The sequence below is a fragment of the Streptomyces sp. NRRL S-646 genome, from assembly GCF_000720765.1.
In the GTDB taxonomy this organism is placed as follows: domain Bacteria; phylum Actinomycetota; class Actinomycetes; order Streptomycetales; family Streptomycetaceae; genus Streptomyces.
In genome coordinates this window covers 33,254-48,048 of record NZ_JODC01000032.1, presented here as the reverse complement: position 1 = coordinate 48,048, position 14,795 = coordinate 33,254, and the positions used below count along the sequence as shown (strand labels likewise).

The following is a 14,795-nucleotide window of genomic DNA, read 5'->3' as shown; positions in this document are numbered from 1 at the left end:
GGTCAGCGTCTGACGTGGGCCGAGCCGCCCGCGACGAGCGCCTCGACCTCGGCGAGCGAGGCCATGGACACGTCTCCGGGCGTGGTCATGGTGAGCGCACCGTGGGCGGTGCCGTAGGCCAGGGCCCGTTCCAGGCCGGTGCCGCCCAGCAGTCCGTGGATCAGACCGGCGGCGAAGGCGTCGCCGGAGCCGATGCGGTCCAGGACGTGCAGGCCGGGCATCCGCGGGCCCGTGACGAAGCCCGTTTCGGCGGACCAGGCGGCCGAGGACCAGTCGTTGACTCCGGCCGAGGGAACCTCGCGCAGGGTCGTCGCCAGTACTTTCGCCGCGGGCAGCAGGTCGGCCACCTCCGCGAGCGCGTCCGCCACCTCGTCGGCCCCGAGGCGCTTCTGTCCTGGGTGGGTGCCGGCCAGGCCGAGGGCGCCCACCACGACGTCGGCCTGCCGGGCGAGCCGCAGGTCGACCTCGCGTGCCCGTTCGGCGCCGCCCCGGCCGGCCCAGAGGCTGGGGCGGTGGTTGGGGTCGTAGGAGACGGTGACCCCGTGACGGCGGGCCGCGGCCATGGCCTCGTCCGCGACGTCCACCGTGGTGTCGGACAGGCCGGCGAAGATGCCGCCGGTGTGGAACCAGCGCACCCCGGCCGAGAACACCGACTCCCAGTCCACGTCCCCTTTGCGCAGCTGGGAGACGGCGGTGTGCGCGCGGTCGCTGACGCCCAGCGCGCCGCGGATGCCGTAGCCGCGTTCGACGAAGTTCAGGCCGTTGCGGGCGGTGCGGCCGATGCCGTCGTCGGGCACCCAGCGGATCAGCGAGGTGTCGACTCCGCCTTGGAGGATCAGGTCCTCGACGAGCCGGCCCACGGCGTTGTCGGCGAGGGCGGTCACGACGGCGGTGCGCAGGCCGAAGCAGCGGCGCAGTCCGCGGACGACGTTGTACTCGCCGCCGCCTTCCCAGACCTGGAAGGTGCGGGCGGTGCGGATGCGTCCCTCGCCCGGGTCGAAGCGCAGCATGACCTCGCCGAGGGCCAGCACGTCGGTCACCTCATGCTCCTTTCCACCGCGTCGGCGGTCAGCCGGCGGATCTCCTCGTGGTCGCCGCGCTCCAGGTGGTCGGCGGTGGCCATCCAGCTGCCGCCGACGGCGAGCACCGCCGGATCGGCGAGGTAGGCGGCCATGCGGTACGCGTCGATCCCGCCCGTCGGGACGAAGCGCACCCGGGGGAAGGGGGCCGCGAGCGCGCGCAGCGTGCGCAGGCCGCCGAGCGGCTCGGCGGGGAAGAGCTTGACGGTGTCGAGACCCGACTTCAGTGCGCGCATCAGCTCGGTGGCGGAGGCGATGCCCGGCACGACCGGGACCCCCAGCTCACCGCACTTCGCGACGACCTCCTCGTCGAAGCCGGGCGAGACCACGAAGCGGGCCCCGGCAGCCACGGCCCGCTCCACCTGTTCGGGGGTGAGCACCGTGCCGGCGCCGACGACGAGGCCACCGTGGGCGGCCATCGTCTTGAGTACCTGCTCGGCGCCCGGGGTGCGGAAGGTGACCTCGGCGCACCGGGCGCCGCCCGCCGCGAGCGCGTCGGCCAGCGGGCCGGCGGTCGCGGGGGACGGCACGGTCAGCACCGGCAGGAGGCGGGCTCCGTCCAGTACGGAAGCCAGGTCGGTGCCGCTCATCGGCCCAGCCATCCGCCGTCCACGGGCAGGACGACGCCGTGGACGTAGGCGGCGGCCTCGGAGGCGAGGAACACCGTGGCGCCCGCCAGGTCGTCGGCGTCCCCCCAGCGGCCGGCCGGGATGCGGTCCAGGATCGCTCGGCTGCGCACCGGATCGTCCTGCAGCGCCTGGGTGTTGTCGGTGGCGATGTAGCCCGGCGCGATGGCGTTGACGTTGATGCCGTGCGGGGCCCACTCGTTGGCCAGGGCCTTGGTCAGGCCGGCGATGCCGTGCTTGGCGGCGGTGTAGCCGGGGACGGTGATGCCGCCCTGGAAGCTGAGCAGCGAGGCGGTGAAGATGATCTTTCCCTGGCCGCGGGTCACCATGGTCGTGCCGACCGCACGGGTCAGCGTGAACTGCGCATTGAGGTTGACCTGGAGCACCAACTCCCAGTCCTCGTCGGCATGTTCGGCGGCCGGAGCGCGGCGGATCGTGCCCGCGTTGTTGACCAGGATGTCCACCGGCCGTTCGCGCCCTGCCAGCTCCGCGCCCAGGGCCCGCACGGCCTCGGCGTCGGCGAAGTCGGTCCGGATCGCCTCGAAGGTACGGCAGGCGGCGTGGACGTCCTTCTCCACCGCGCTGCCGGACTCCTCCAGTGACGCGCTGACGCCGATGACGTCCGCGCCGGCCTCGGCGAGTGCGCGGGCCATGGCCCGGCCGATGCCGCGCCGGGCGCCGGTGACGACGGCGAGCTTTCCGCTGAGGTCGAAGGCGGTCATAGGGCGGCTCCCTGAGTGTCGTCGGTGCAGTCCACGAGGATCTTCATCACGTCGCCGCCACCCTCCAGCGCCTCGAAGGCGGCGGGCGCCTCGGTGAGCGGCACGACCTTGCTGATCAGCCGCTCGGCCGGGATGGTGCCGTCCGCGACCAGTGCCACTGCGCGCTCGAAGTCACCGCGGTCGTACAACCGGGCGCCGACGAGGGTGAGTTCGCGCCAGAAGAAGCGGTGCAGGTTGATCTCGCGGGGGCGGGGGTGGATGGCGACGAGGCAGAGACGGCCCCGCACTCCCAGCACGTCGACCGCCGTGTCCACGCCGCCCGCCGCGCCGGACACCTCGAAGGCGACGTCCGCGCCCGCATCCCCCGTCCACTCCCGCACGAGCTCCGGCACGTCGTCGTCGGCCGGGTTCCAGGACGTCAGTCCCAACTCCTCGGCGAGCAGCCGACGGTGGGCGTTCAGCTCCACGATCCGCACGTCGGCGCCCGCGGACCGTGCGACCAGTGCGATGAGGATGCCGACGGGGCCGCCGCCGACCACGACGGCCTTCTCGCCGTCCTTCACGGCTGCCCGGCCCACGTCGTGCATGGCGACCGCCGTCGGTTCGACGAGTGCGGCCCGGTCCAGGGGCAGGGTCTCGGGCAGCCGTATCAGGGTGGAGGCGGGGACGGTCCAGCGCTGCTGCATCGCGCCCGGGGAGTCGATGCCGATGAAGTCGAGGTGCTGGCAGACGTGTTGGTGGCCGGCACGGCAGGCCGGGCAGGTGTCGTCCCAGCGCAGCGGCATCACGGTGACCGCGTCGCCGGGCCGCCAGCCCTCGACGTCCGGGCCGACGCCTACGACGCGGCCGGACATCTCGTGTCCCAGGACGGCGGGCGCGGCCACCCGGGCGTCCATGTCGCCGTGGAAGATGTGCAGGTCGGTGCCGCAGATGCCGACGTAGGCGGGGGCGAGTTCCACCTCGCCGGGGCCGGGCGGCGCAGTGCGTGCGGGGGCGGTGTCCAGGGTGCGGGCGGACGTGTAGCGGACGGCGAGTGTCATCGTGTCGTCAGGGTCCCTTCAGCGCGGACGCCGATGGTCAGCAGCAGGTTGGCGTAGGTGCGGGTGTCGGCGGTGACGATCGCCAGTGCCAGGTCGGGCGAGCGGGCGGCGTCGTAGAACTCGAAGCGGCCGAGCGTGTCGACCGGGAGGGGCGCCAGCATCGAGCGGTACTCGGCGATGGCGGGCGGCTCCGGTTCGCCCTCGGGCGGCACCATCACGTGCGCCGCCTCGACGGGCAGGGCGCGCAGCAGGACGTCGAGCACGGTGGTGACGTCGAGCAGGCCGGGGGCGAGGTTGAGGTGGACGGTTCTGGCGCGCTCGCCGGTGGCGGTGCTCGCGGGGTAGTGGCCGTCGGCGAGCAGTACGCGGGCGCCGTGGCCGGCTCCGGCCAGGGATTCGAGGATGCCGGGGTGCAGCAGTTCGGTCAGGAGCACGGCGTCGCCTTGTTCGTCGGGGCGGGGGGCAGGTGGTAGAAGGCGGTCGCGGTGCCGGCGAGCACCGCGCGGGTCTCCGTTTCGGAGCAGTCGTCCAGGAGTTCCTCGACGGTGGCGGCCCAGCGGTTCCAGCCTCCGGCGAGGACGCAGACGGGCCAGTCGGAGCCGAACATCAGCCGGTCGGGACCGAATGCGGAGAGCAGGACGTCCCACACCGGGCGGATGTCGTCGGCGGTCCACTTCTCGTGGTCGGCCTCCGTGGCCAGACCCGACACCTTGCAGTGGACCTGCGGATGCCCGGCCAGTTGCCGCAACTGCCGTTCCCAGTCGGCCAGTTCCCGCCGTGCGACGGAGGGCTTGCCCGCATGGTCAAGGACGAGCGGCAGCTCCGGCAGCCGTTCCGCGAGGCGGATCGCCTGCGGGAGCTGGTGGGTGCGGACCAGCACGTCGTATCCGAGACCGCGTTCCGCAACCGCCCGCAACCCCCGCTCGACGTCCGGGCGTTGGAGCCACCGCGGATCGGACTCGCCCTCCACGACGTGCCGTACGGCCCGCAGGTACCGGCCTGCGGGCCAGGCACGCAGGCCGTCGAGTACGTCGCCGATGTCGGGGGACGTCAGGTCCGCCCAGCCGACCACGGCGCCGATCAGCGGATCGCTTTCGGCCAGGGCGAGGAGGTCACGGGTCTCGGGCCCGGAGGCGATGCACTGCACGACCACCGTGCTCGTCAGTCGCCGTCCGGCGATCGGCCGGGTCGCGGCCGAGCGCAGGGCATGCGAGCTGAAGTTGCGGCGGATCGGCTCGTGACCGGGCTCGTCCAGCCAGGGCTGCGGCCTGAGGTCCAGGTCCCACATATGGTGGTGGGCGTCGACGAGGGCCGGGGTGTCAGACACGGGCGGTCCAGACGGGGCCGTCGGGGTAGGCGTACTCCTTGAGGGACTCGGCGTGCATCTGCGCGCTCAGGCCCGGCAGCGTCGGCGCCAGGTAGTGGCCGCGGGCGATGCGTACCGGGTCGACGAAGTGCTCGTGCAGGTGGTCGACGTACTCGATGACGCGGTCCTCTGTGGTGCCGGAGACGGCGACGTAGTCGAACATCGACAGGTGCTGCACCATCTCGCACAGGCCCACGCCGCCCGCGTGCGGGCAGACCGGCACGCCGAACTTGGCGGCCAGCAGCAGGATCGCGATGTTCTCGCCCACGCCACCGACCCGTGCGGAGTCGATCTGCACGATGTCGACCGCGCCGGCCTGCAGGAGCTGTTTGAAGACGACCCGGTTGGCGATGTGCTCGCCGGTGGCGACCTTGATGGGGGCGACCGCCTTCCGGACCGCGGCATGGCCGAGGATGTCGTCCGGGGAGGTGGGTTCCTCGATCCAGTACGGGTCGTACGGGGCCAGGGCCTGCATCCAGTCGATGGCGGGCTGCACGTCCCATCTCTGGTTGGCGTCGACGGCGATGCGGATGTCCGGGCCGACCGTCTCGCGGGCGGTGCGCATGCGCCGTATGTCGTCCTGCAGGTCCGCGCCGACCTTCAGCTTGATCTGAGTGAAGCCGTCGGCGACGGCCTCGCGGGCCAGGCGGGCCAGCTTCTCGTCGGAGTAGCCGAGCCAGCCGGGGGTGGTGGTGTAGGCGGGGTAGCCCCTCTCGAGCAGGTGGGCGATGCGCTGTGCGCGGCCGGGCTCGGCGCGGCGCAGGATCTCAAGGGCCTCCTCGGGGGTGAGGGCGTCGGAGAGCCAGCGGAAGTCGACCTGCGCGACCAGCTCCTCGGGGGACATCTCGCCGAGGAAGCGCCATACGGGCTTGCCGGCGCGCTTGGCGGCCAGGTCCCAGGCGGCGTTGACGACGGCGCCGGTGGCCATGTGGATGGCGCCCTTCTCCGGGCCGAGCCAGCGCAGTTGGGGGTCGTGGACGAGGGTGCGGGAGAAGGCGCCGAGGTCGGTGCAGACTTGTTCGACCGAGAGGCCGACCACGTGCGGGGCGAGGGCGGCGATGGCGGCGGCCTGCACGTCGTTGCCGCGGCCGGTGGTGAAGGCCAGGGCGTGGCCCTCCAGTCCGTCGGAGGCGTCGGTGCGCAGGACGACGTAGGCGGCGGAGTAGTCGGGTTCGGGGTTCATCGCGTCCGACCCGTCCAGGTGCTCGGACGTCGGGAAACGCACGTCCAGTACGTCCAGGGCGGTGATGCGGGCAGAGGCCGGTGAAGCGGACAGGGCGGATGACATGGCGGCAACTCCTGTGAGGGCAGGGGCGATACGGCCCCTTGCGACGAGATGGCGGTGCGGCGGAGGGTGCCGGGCGGCCGGGCGGGCCGCCCGGTTCACTCCTGGACCTTGCCGCCCGTGATGCGTGAGATGGCGAGGGCGACCAGGATGATCAGGCCGTTGAGAGCGCCGATCCACTGCGCGGGGACGCCCGCCAGCGTGAGCACGTTCTGGATCATGAAGAGCAGCAGGATGCCGCAGAAGGCCCCGAACATGGTGCCCTTGCCGCCGTTGAGGCTGATGCCGCCGATGACGGCGGCGGCGAAGACGGTGAAGATGTAGCCATTGCCCTGCGCGGAGGCGACCGAGGCCAGGCGTCCGGAGAGCATCAGCCCGGCGAGGGCGGCGAGCAGACTGCCCGTGACGATGACGATCCACAGCACCCGGTCGGTGCGGATGCCGGCGGCCTTCGCGGCGTCGACGTTGCCGCCGATGGCGTACAGGGAGCGGCCGAAGCTGGTCCAGCCGAGCACCACGATCGCGACGGCGAACAGCGCCAGGCAGATCCAGATGGACGCGGGCATCCCGAACCATTCGGCGGTGCCGGGGTAGAGCATCGACTGCGGCAGCTGGAAGAAGGTCTGGCCGCCGGAGATACCGGTGAGGACACCGCGCAGCACGATCAGCATGCCGAGCGTGACGATGAAGCCGTTGAGGCCGAAGCGGATGATCAGCAGCGAGTTGACGACGCCGACGAGCGCGCCCACGGCGAGGGTGACGGGGATGGCCCAGGCGCCGGGGAGCAGCCCGAGTCCGTGTCCGGCGCCGGCCGGGACGACCAGCCAGGCCGCGACGCCGGGCGCCAGGCCCATTGTGGACTCCAGGGAGAGGTCCATCTTCTTGACGATCAGGATCATCGTCTGGGCGAGGACCAGCAGGGCCATCTCGGACATGGTCTGCAGGACGTTGATGAGGTTGTCGGTCTGCAGGAACACCGGGTTGACGATCTGTCCGACGATCGCGATGACCACGATGGCCGGGACGAGCGCGAGGTCGCGCAGCCGGGCCAGGGGTATCCGGCCGCCGAGCAGCGCGGTCCGCTTCGCCTCGGGCTCCGGGGCGCCCGCCGCGGCGGTGTCCACGAGGACGGTTTCAGGCATGGAGGTCCACTCCTTCCATCGCGGCCACGAGGTCGTGGTCGTGCCAGCCGCGGGCGATCTCTGAGGTCACACGGCCCTGGAACATCACCAGGACCCGGTCGCACATGCGCAGGTCGTCCAGTTCGTCGGAGGCGATGAGCACTCCGGTGCCGGTCTGCGCGGTCTCCTCGACCTTGCCGAGGAGGAACTCCTTGGAGCGCACGTCCACGCCCGCGGTCGGGTTGATCAGGACCAGCAGCCGGGGGTCGTTCGCGAGGGCGCGGGCCATGACGACCTTCTGCTGGTTGCCTCCGGAGAGAGAGGAGACGGGCAGGTCGGGGCCGGGGGTCTTGATCGCCAGGTTCTCGATCATGCCCTCGGCGAGCCGGTCCCGGCGGGTGCGGCTGAGGAAGCCGTTCGGACCGAGCCGCTTCGGCACGGACAGCGTGGCGTTGTCGGCGATCGACATGTCGGGAACGAAGCCCTGGTGGTGCCGGTCCTGCGGGACGAACCCGGCGCCTGCGGCGAGCGCGGCGGGCACACTGCCCGGCCGGGGCCGACGCCCGGCGATCTCCACCTCCCCCGCCGCTGCCGCCCGCAGCCCCACGACGGTTTCGGCGACCTCGGTGCGGCCGCTGCCGGCGGCCCCCGCGAGGCCGACGATCTCGCCGGCGCCGATCTGGAAGCTGACGTCGTCGTACCCCTCGCCCTGCAGCGCGCGGATGTTCAGTGCGGCGGTGGCGCCGGGGTCGAGGGTGGCGGCCCGTTCCTCGCGCCGGTCGGCCGCTGCCTCGCCGGTCATGGCGGCGACGAGTTCGGCGCGCGGAAGGTCCGCGACCGGGGCGGTGACGATGTGCCGGGCGTCGCGGAACACGGTCACCATGTCGCAAATCTCGTAGATCTCCTGGAGGTGGTGGCTGATGAACAGGAAGGTGACGCCCTGGCGTTGCAGGTCGCGGATGCGGTCGAAGAGGCGGTTGATGGCCGCCCCGTCGAGCTGGGCGGTCGGCTCGTCGAGGATGATGAACCGGGCGCCGAAGGACAGCGCGCGGGCAATTTCGACGAACTGCCGCTGCTCGACGCTCAGTTCACTTGCGGGGGTCTGCGGGTCGACGTTCACCGACCAGGCCGACAGCAGATCCTGTGCGCGGCGGCGGGTGGCCCGCCAGCTGATGAGACGGCTCGATCCGTGGTCGTGCCGGTTCAGGAAGAGGTTCTCGGCGACGGTCAGCGTGGGGATGATCGTCGACTTCTGGTAGACGCAGGCCACGCGCCGGCGCCAGGCGTCGCGGTCGCCGAGCCGGGGGGCCGGCTCGCCGCCGAAGGTCACCGTTCCCTCGTCGGGGGCCTGAAGGCCGGTGAGGACGGAGACCAGCGTCGATTTGCCGGCTCCGTTGCGGCCGACGAGCGCGTGGGTCTCGCCGGGCCTGATGGTGATCCGGGCGCCGTTCAGGGCCACCGTCGGACCGAATCGTTTGACCATGCCCGTCGCCTCGACGACGGGCGGGGCTGCGGGGGCCCGCCCGTCGTCCGCCGGGGCGGGCGCGGGGGTGACTGCTCGCTCCCCGTCGCTCATCTCAACCGCCTTGTTCTCGTGGGCCGTTGTGTTCCGGAGGAGGGATCAGCCGAGGTTATTGCCCCACAGCGACTTGTCGTCGCTCTTGACACTGGGCACGCCGCCGTAGGTGGCACCGTCGGCGGTGACGAGCGGGGCGGAGAGCTGGTCCTCCAGCACGCCCTCGCGGACCTGGATGATGGTGCTGTCGTGGTCGGTCTTGCCGGGCTTGAACGTCTTCCCGTCGATGGCGGCCTTGAGGTAGTACAGGGCGTACTTGGCGTAGAGGTCGGCCGGCTGGGAGACGGTGGCGTCGATCTTGCCCTCGGCGATGGACTTGAGCTCCTCGGGGATGCCGTCGTTGGACACGATGAAGACGTGCTTCTTGTCCTTCGGGTCCACCAACAGGCCCTTCTGCTTGAGCACCTGGAGCGTGCCGGACAGGGCGAAGCTGGACTCCATGTAGACGCCCTTGATATCCGGGTTGGCGGTCAGGTCGGTCTGGAGCTTCTGCGCGGCGACCGCGCCGTCCCAGTTGGTGGCCTCGCCGAGCACCTTGATGCCGGGGTAGTTCTTCTTCATGCAGTCGTTGAACGCCTCGGTGCGGTCACGTCCGTTGATGGAGTCCAGGCCGCCCTCCAGCATGACGACCTTGCCCTTGCCGCCGAGCTTGGTGCCCAGGTACTGGCAGGCCTTCTCGCCGTAGGCGCGGTTGTCTGCGCGCACCACCATGAACACCTTGCCGGTGTCGGGGCGGGTGTCGACGGTGACGACGGGGATCTTCTTCGCCTCCAGCTGCGCGAGGGTGGGCGCGATGGCGGCGGTGTCCTGCGGGGCCATCGCGATGCCCTTGACGCCCTGGCTGATGAAAGTCTGCGCGTTGGCGGTGAGCTTGGCGACGTCGTTCTGCGAGTTGGTGGTCTTCAGGTCCAGGCCCAGCTGCTTGCCGTACTGGGGCGTGTACTTGATGTAGGAGTTCCAGAAGTCGGTGTCGGAGCGCGGGTAGTCGACGCCGACCAGCGGCTTGCCGCCCGACGACGCCGAGGTGGTGGAGCCGTCGCTGCACGCACTGAGCAGAGCCAGTGCGGACACGGCGGAGACGGCTGAACAGAGGGCGGTCCTGAGTCTCATCGATGCTTCCTCGCGCTCGTCCCTGGGCGGGAGATGTATCGCCTCGACGACATCTGTGTATCGCCGTGCGGTAGAGATGGGATGTTTATAGGCGCGACTCCGACGCGTTGTCCACCCCTCTGCTCAAACCATCAAGAAGTGGCAGCTCAGAACAGGTCCTCCAGGAGAGCGAGTGACAACCCGGAGACGAGATCCATCCCATCAATCGCTTCCATTGAACAGCTTGGATCGACCACGAAGGCTCCGACAGACATGCCATGTTTGGATGGCCTTAAATCGCCCCACAAGGTACACAACAGTGATGAACTGCCCTGCAGAACAGCGTCTTTCATCCCTGCACGCATGTTGACATCCCAGGGAGACATGGCCGACCTTCATGCGTAACAAGCGCCGCTCCACATTCCCCTGTCCTCTTCTGCACCAGGGATGTTCCATGTCAAGTTCGCTCAGCAGACGCCACTTCCTGGCCGGCGCCACCTGCGTGGCCGCTGCCGCCGTCGCGGGAGGTGTGTTCGGTGCCGGCACAGCCCAGGCGGCGCCCAGCACGTACACACCGGACTGGAACTCGGTCGACCAGCACCCGCCGGCCCCGGAGTGGTTCCAGGACGCGAAGTTCGGGATCTACTTCCACTGGGGCGTCTTCAGCGTCCCCGCGTACGACAGCGAGTGGTACCCGCGCAACATGTACCAGGCGGGCAGCAACGCCAACCAGCACCACGTCGCGACCTACGGTCAGCCCTCGGCATGGCCGTACCACAACTTCATCGACGGAGCGCGGGACCTGGCGGGCAACTTCGTGAAGTTCGCGCCGAAGCTGAAGTCGGCGGGCGGGAACTTCGACCCCAACGAGTGGGCGCAGCTGTTCGTCGACGCGGGCGCCAGGTTCGCCGGCCCGGTCGCCGAGCACCACGACGGCTTCTCGATGTGGGACAGCCAGGTCAACGAGTGGAACTCGGTGAACAAGGGCCCGGGGCTGAACCTGCTGCAGCTCTTCTCCACGGCCATCCGCGCCAAGGGCCTCAAGCTGCTGGTGGCCATGCACCACGCGTACCACTTCAACGGCTTCTACGAGTACGCCCCCGCCCAGACGGACCCGAGCCTCAAGAAGCTGTACGGGCAGCTGGGTTCGGCTGCGGAGAACCAGCTCTGGTACGACAAGCTCAAGGAGGTCGTCGACCGCGCCCAGCCCGACATCCTGTGGCAGGACTTCAAGCTGGACGCCGTCGACGAGACGCAGCGCCTGAACTTCCTGTCGTACTACTACAACCAGGCCAACAGCTGGGGCCGTGAGGTCGTCGCCACCTACAAGGACGGGTTCGACAACAAGGGCGAGGTCTTCGACTACGAGCGCGGCGGCCCGGCCGACATCACCGCGTCCTACTGGCTGACCGACGACAGCATCTCCAGCAGCAGCTGGTGCTACACCCAGGGCATCGGTTACTACAGCATCCAGCAGATGCTGCACTCGTTCATCGACCGGGTCAGCAAGAACGGCAACATGCTGCTGAACATAGCGCCGATGGCCGACGGCACCATCCCCCAGGCACAGAAGGACGTCCTGCTCGGCATCGGCGACCATCTGAAGCGCTTCGGTGAGTCGATCTACTCGACCCGCGCCTGGAGCGTGTACGGAGAGGGCCCGACGAAGATGGGCGGCGGCGCCTTCACCAATCCGACGGCCGGCACCGCGCAGGACATCCGCTTCACCCGCAACAAGGACAACAACGTCCTGTACGCCACCGTCCTGGGCTGGCCGGGCAGTTCGCTGACGATCAAGACACTCGGCTCCGGCAGCATCAACCTGTCGTCGCTGACCTCGGTGAAACTTCTCGGCTCCACCGCCGGAACCTACATCGACCTTCCGACGCCGGCCCAGAGCGCCTCCGGCCTCACGGTCACCCTGCCGTCCTCCGCGCCGTACAGCGCCAACGCCTATGTCCTGAAGCTCTCCTTCTCCGGCACCATCCCGGCCACGGCTCCGCTCGCCGGGGCCGTCGCGTTCGCGGACGTGAACTACTCCGGCAGCTCCGCCACGTTCGCCCTCGGCGACCACACCGCGGCCGACCTGACCGCGGCGGGAGTGGGCACGCGCAACATCTCCTCCCTCCGTCCGGCCCCCGGCTACCAGGTGATCGGCTACTCGGCAGACAACTTCACCGGCACCGCCTGGACGTTCACCGCCGACAACCCCGACCTCAGGGTCACCGGCAACAACGACCAGATCACCTCGCTGAGGGTCCAGTTCAACCCGTCGACGTACTTCCGGCTCACCAACGTCACCGACGGTCTCGCCCTGGACAGCGGCGGCAACGTCGCATCCGGATCGAACCTCAAGCAGTGGACCTGGGACGGCAGCTCCAACCTCCAGTGGCAGGCGGTCGATGTGGGCGGCGGCTACTACAAGCTGGTCAACCGCACCAACGGCATGGTCGCCGACGGCTGGGGCGCCACCGCCGACGGCTCCGCAGCCCAGCAGGCGCCGTGGAACGGCGGCTCCAACCAGCAGTGGAAGATCACCCCCCGGGGCGGCAACAGCTACTCGATCGCCAACCGCACCACCGGCCTGGTCCTCGACGGCGGCGGCAACGTCGCCTCGGGCTCCGTCACCAAGCAGTGGACCTACGGAGGCAGCACCAACCTGCTGTGGACCTTCACGGCGCTCTGATCCCCGGGACGTGTGAGCGGCTGCGGCGGCGTACTTCTCGTGCGCTGCCGCAGCCGCGTTCGGCTGGGAAGACTCGCATGGCCACCGACACGCCGAGAAAAACGTCGGCAACCTTTTCGCTGCCCGCGGCAACTGAGCAGTGCACCATCGGCTCGATCTTCCGAACGGACAGGTATGAAGACAGCGAGACAGGCCGCGCGGCAGCGCAGGCACAGAAGGCGACTCGTGCTGGGCACCACGTTGGCGCTGACCGCCGCGGGCGTTCTCGCCTACCTGGTCATGGGCGCGTTCCCGGGCCGCGGGACGGATGCAGGGCCTGTCGCGGCGACCCCCGCCACCACCAGCCAGGTGGGGGCCGCCACCTCGACCGAGTCGCGCGCCGCAACCACGTCGGCGTCCCCGTCCACGACCGGAACGCCGAAGCCGACGGCCACTGCGACCACCCCTTCGGCTCGTCCGTCGGCCAAGGCGACCCCGCGCTCCCGGCGCACGGCGCCCACCACGGCATCACTGGCAGGGCGGATTCGGCCCAGGATCACCTACAAGGGGGTCGCCACCGCCTATGAGGCGGGCGACGGAGACGGGGCCTGCCTGTTCGGCCCCAGCGACACCCTCATGATCGCGGCGATGAACACCACCGACTACGAGACGTCCAGGGCGTGCGGCGCGTACGTGCTCGTGCGCGCGGCCAACGGCGCCTCCGTCACCGTGCGGATCACCAACGAATGTCCGCTGCCCTGCGCACCCGGGCAACTCGACCTCAGCCAACAGGCCTTCGCCAAACTGGCCGACCTCAAGGTCGGACGGATACCGATCACCTGGCAGCTGCTGAGCCCCAGCACATCCGGCCCAATGTCCATCAGGTACAAGACCGGGTCCAGCCCCTATTGGTGCGGCATCCAGGTGATCGGTCACCGGAATCCGGTGGCGCGGCTGGAGGTCCGCACCCCGGGCGGCTGGCGACCGTTGCCGCGCACCGACTACAACTACTTCATTTCCGCCGACGGCAGCGGGTGCGGCGGCTCGATCAGAGTCACGGACATCTACGGGGAACGGCTGACCGTCAGCGGGATCGCGCTGCGGCCGAACGTCGTGCAGCCGACCTCGGTCCAGTTCGCCCGGCACTGATCGCGCCGGCGACACGGTCGATGGCTCGGCTCGGCATGTCCAAGCACGCCGCGGCCGAGCCGGCCGCCGTTACGCCCCGGCCGCCTCGATGAACTCGCGCACGGCGGTGCGCGGGTTTCCCGAGCGGACCAGTGCCTCGCCGACCAGGACCACGTCGGCTCCCCAACCGCGGTACTCCGCGACGTCCTCCGGGCCCGTCACCCCCGATTCCGCGACCCTGACCGTGCCTTCCGGGATGCCCGTCACGAGGTCGGCGAACACTTTGCGATCCACGTCCAGCGTTGTCAGGTCCCGCGCGTTGATGCCGAGGAGCTCGGCTCCTGCGGCAGCGGCACGCCGCACTTCCTCGGCCGTGTGCGCCTCCACGAGCGGCGTGAGACCCAACTCCTTGCACAGCCCCATCAGATCGGCGAGTTGGCCGTCGTCCAGCGACACGACCATGAGAAGGGCAAGGTCGGCGCCGTGTGCGCGGGCTTCCCACAGCTGGTAGGGGTCGACGATGAAGTCCTTGCGCAGGACGGGCACATCGACCCGGGCGCGTACGGCGTCGAGATCGGCGAGGGAGCCGCCGAAACGCCTGCGCTCGGTCAGCACGCTGATCGCTGCGGCACCACCGGCCGCGTACTGGGCCGCGAGGGATGCAGGGTCGGGGATGTCTGCCAGTGCCCCCTTGCTGGGGCTTTTCCGCTTCACCTCGGCGATGATGGACACCCCCGGAGCCCGGAAGGCGGGCAGCGGGTCGAGCGCGGGCGCCGCGTCCGCAGCCCGGGAGCGCAGCTCCACCAGCGGCGTCGCGCGCTTACGCTCCTCCAGATCTTCGCGAACTCCCGCGAGAATCCCATCAAGAACGCTCATCGTCTTCTCCTTGTCAGGTCGCTGGGATCGATCATGACGTGCGTCCCTGCCGCCCGGACGACCGGGTGCCGTGCCTTCGCCGCCGGCATCGCCCCAGCCGTCTTGAGGTCCGAACTTTCGCTGGTCATTCCGAAACTCGGGCGCCATGGATATTGACAGGCAATCGAACATGTCAACCCTCACCATCGAAGCAGCTTCACCTCGCAACCACCGACGTCGATC

The 14,795-nt window shown here is 70.1% G+C and carries 13 protein-coding genes; 2 read left to right on the top strand and 11 right to left on the bottom strand.

From position 1 onward, the window contains the following. Positions 1–2: 2 nt before the first annotated feature. The 10 genes from IH68_RS0145400 to IH68_RS0145355 all read right to left on the bottom strand — a co-directional run bounded on the left by IH68_RS0145400 (position 3) and on the right by IH68_RS0145355 (position 9,925). Positions 3–1,040 (bottom strand): sugar kinase, encoded by a 1,038-nt coding sequence (locus tag IH68_RS0145400; protein WP_030948705.1) that lies wholly within the window; start codon positions 1,038–1,040, stop codon positions 3–5. Further along, entirely contained in the window at positions 1,037–1,669 is a 633-nt protein-coding gene (locus tag IH68_RS0145395) for a bifunctional 4-hydroxy-2-oxoglutarate aldolase/2-dehydro-3-deoxy-phosphogluconate aldolase (RefSeq protein WP_030948703.1), read from the bottom strand. The genes IH68_RS0145400 and IH68_RS0145395 overlap by 4 nt, the downstream gene beginning before the upstream one ends. Beyond that, a complete protein-coding gene (locus IH68_RS0145390) occupies positions 1,666–2,427 on the bottom strand; it encodes an SDR family NAD(P)-dependent oxidoreductase (protein WP_030948700.1) in 762 nt (253 codons plus the stop codon). The genes IH68_RS0145395 and IH68_RS0145390 overlap by 4 nt, the downstream gene beginning before the upstream one ends. Beyond that, positions 2,424–3,467, bottom strand: a complete 1,044-nt coding sequence (locus tag IH68_RS0145385) for a (R,R)-butanediol dehydrogenase (RefSeq protein WP_030948696.1) — start codon at positions 3,465–3,467, stop codon at positions 2,424–2,426. Before IH68_RS0145385 ends, IH68_RS0145390 begins: the two co-directional genes overlap by 4 nt. Continuing rightward, positions 3,464–3,901 (bottom strand): RbsD/FucU domain-containing protein, encoded by a 438-nt coding sequence (locus IH68_RS0145380; protein WP_030051921.1) that lies wholly within the window; start codon positions 3,899–3,901, stop codon positions 3,464–3,466. The genes IH68_RS0145385 and IH68_RS0145380 overlap by 4 nt, the downstream gene beginning before the upstream one ends. Further along, positions 3,892–4,794, bottom strand: coding sequence for an amidohydrolase family protein (locus IH68_RS0145375; RefSeq protein ID WP_030948692.1), 903 nt, complete (start codon positions 4,792–4,794; stop codon positions 3,892–3,894). The genes IH68_RS0145380 and IH68_RS0145375 overlap by 10 nt, the downstream gene beginning before the upstream one ends. After that, positions 4,787–6,121, bottom strand: coding sequence for an L-fuconate dehydratase (locus IH68_RS0145370; RefSeq protein ID WP_030948690.1), 1,335 nt, complete (start codon positions 6,119–6,121; stop codon positions 4,787–4,789). The genes IH68_RS0145375 and IH68_RS0145370 overlap by 8 nt, the downstream gene beginning before the upstream one ends. Positions 6,122–6,216: 95 nt before the next feature. Next, positions 6,217–7,260: an ABC transporter permease gene (locus IH68_RS0145365; RefSeq protein ID WP_030948687.1), complete on the bottom strand. Its 1,044-nt coding sequence runs from the start codon at positions 7,258–7,260 to the stop codon at positions 6,217–6,219. After that, complete coding sequence (locus IH68_RS0145360) at positions 7,253–8,815, bottom strand: sugar ABC transporter ATP-binding protein (protein ID WP_030948684.1); 1,563 nt, start codon at positions 8,813–8,815, stop codon at positions 7,253–7,255. Before IH68_RS0145360 ends, IH68_RS0145365 begins: the two co-directional genes overlap by 8 nt. Before the next feature lie 45 nt (positions 8,816–8,860). Then, on the bottom strand, positions 8,861–9,925 hold the full coding sequence (locus tag IH68_RS0145355) for a sugar ABC transporter substrate-binding protein (protein ID WP_030948682.1): 1,065 nt from the start codon (positions 9,923–9,925) through the stop codon (positions 8,861–8,863). A 433-nt stretch (positions 9,926–10,358) separates the two neighbouring features. On the opposite strand from IH68_RS0145355, the gene IH68_RS0145350 reads away from it, so the two are divergent. Together IH68_RS0145350 and IH68_RS0145345 are read left to right on the top strand one after the other, a co-directional pair. Continuing rightward, positions 10,359–12,590, top strand: coding sequence for an alpha-L-fucosidase (locus tag IH68_RS0145350; protein WP_030948680.1), 2,232 nt, complete (start codon positions 10,359–10,361; stop codon positions 12,588–12,590). Positions 12,591–12,764: 174 nt separating this feature from the next. Then, complete coding sequence (locus tag IH68_RS0145345; RefSeq protein WP_051834058.1) at positions 12,765–13,718, top strand: expansin EXLX1 family cellulose-binding protein; 954 nt, start codon at positions 12,765–12,767, stop codon at positions 13,716–13,718. A gap of 69 nt (positions 13,719–13,787) precedes the next feature. On the opposite strand, the gene trpC is transcribed toward IH68_RS0145345, so the two are convergent. After that, on the bottom strand, positions 13,788–14,573 hold the full coding sequence (gene trpC / locus IH68_RS0145340; RefSeq protein WP_030948675.1) for an indole-3-glycerol phosphate synthase TrpC: 786 nt from the start codon (positions 14,571–14,573) through the stop codon (positions 13,788–13,790). Positions 14,574–14,795: the final 222 nt, after the last annotated feature.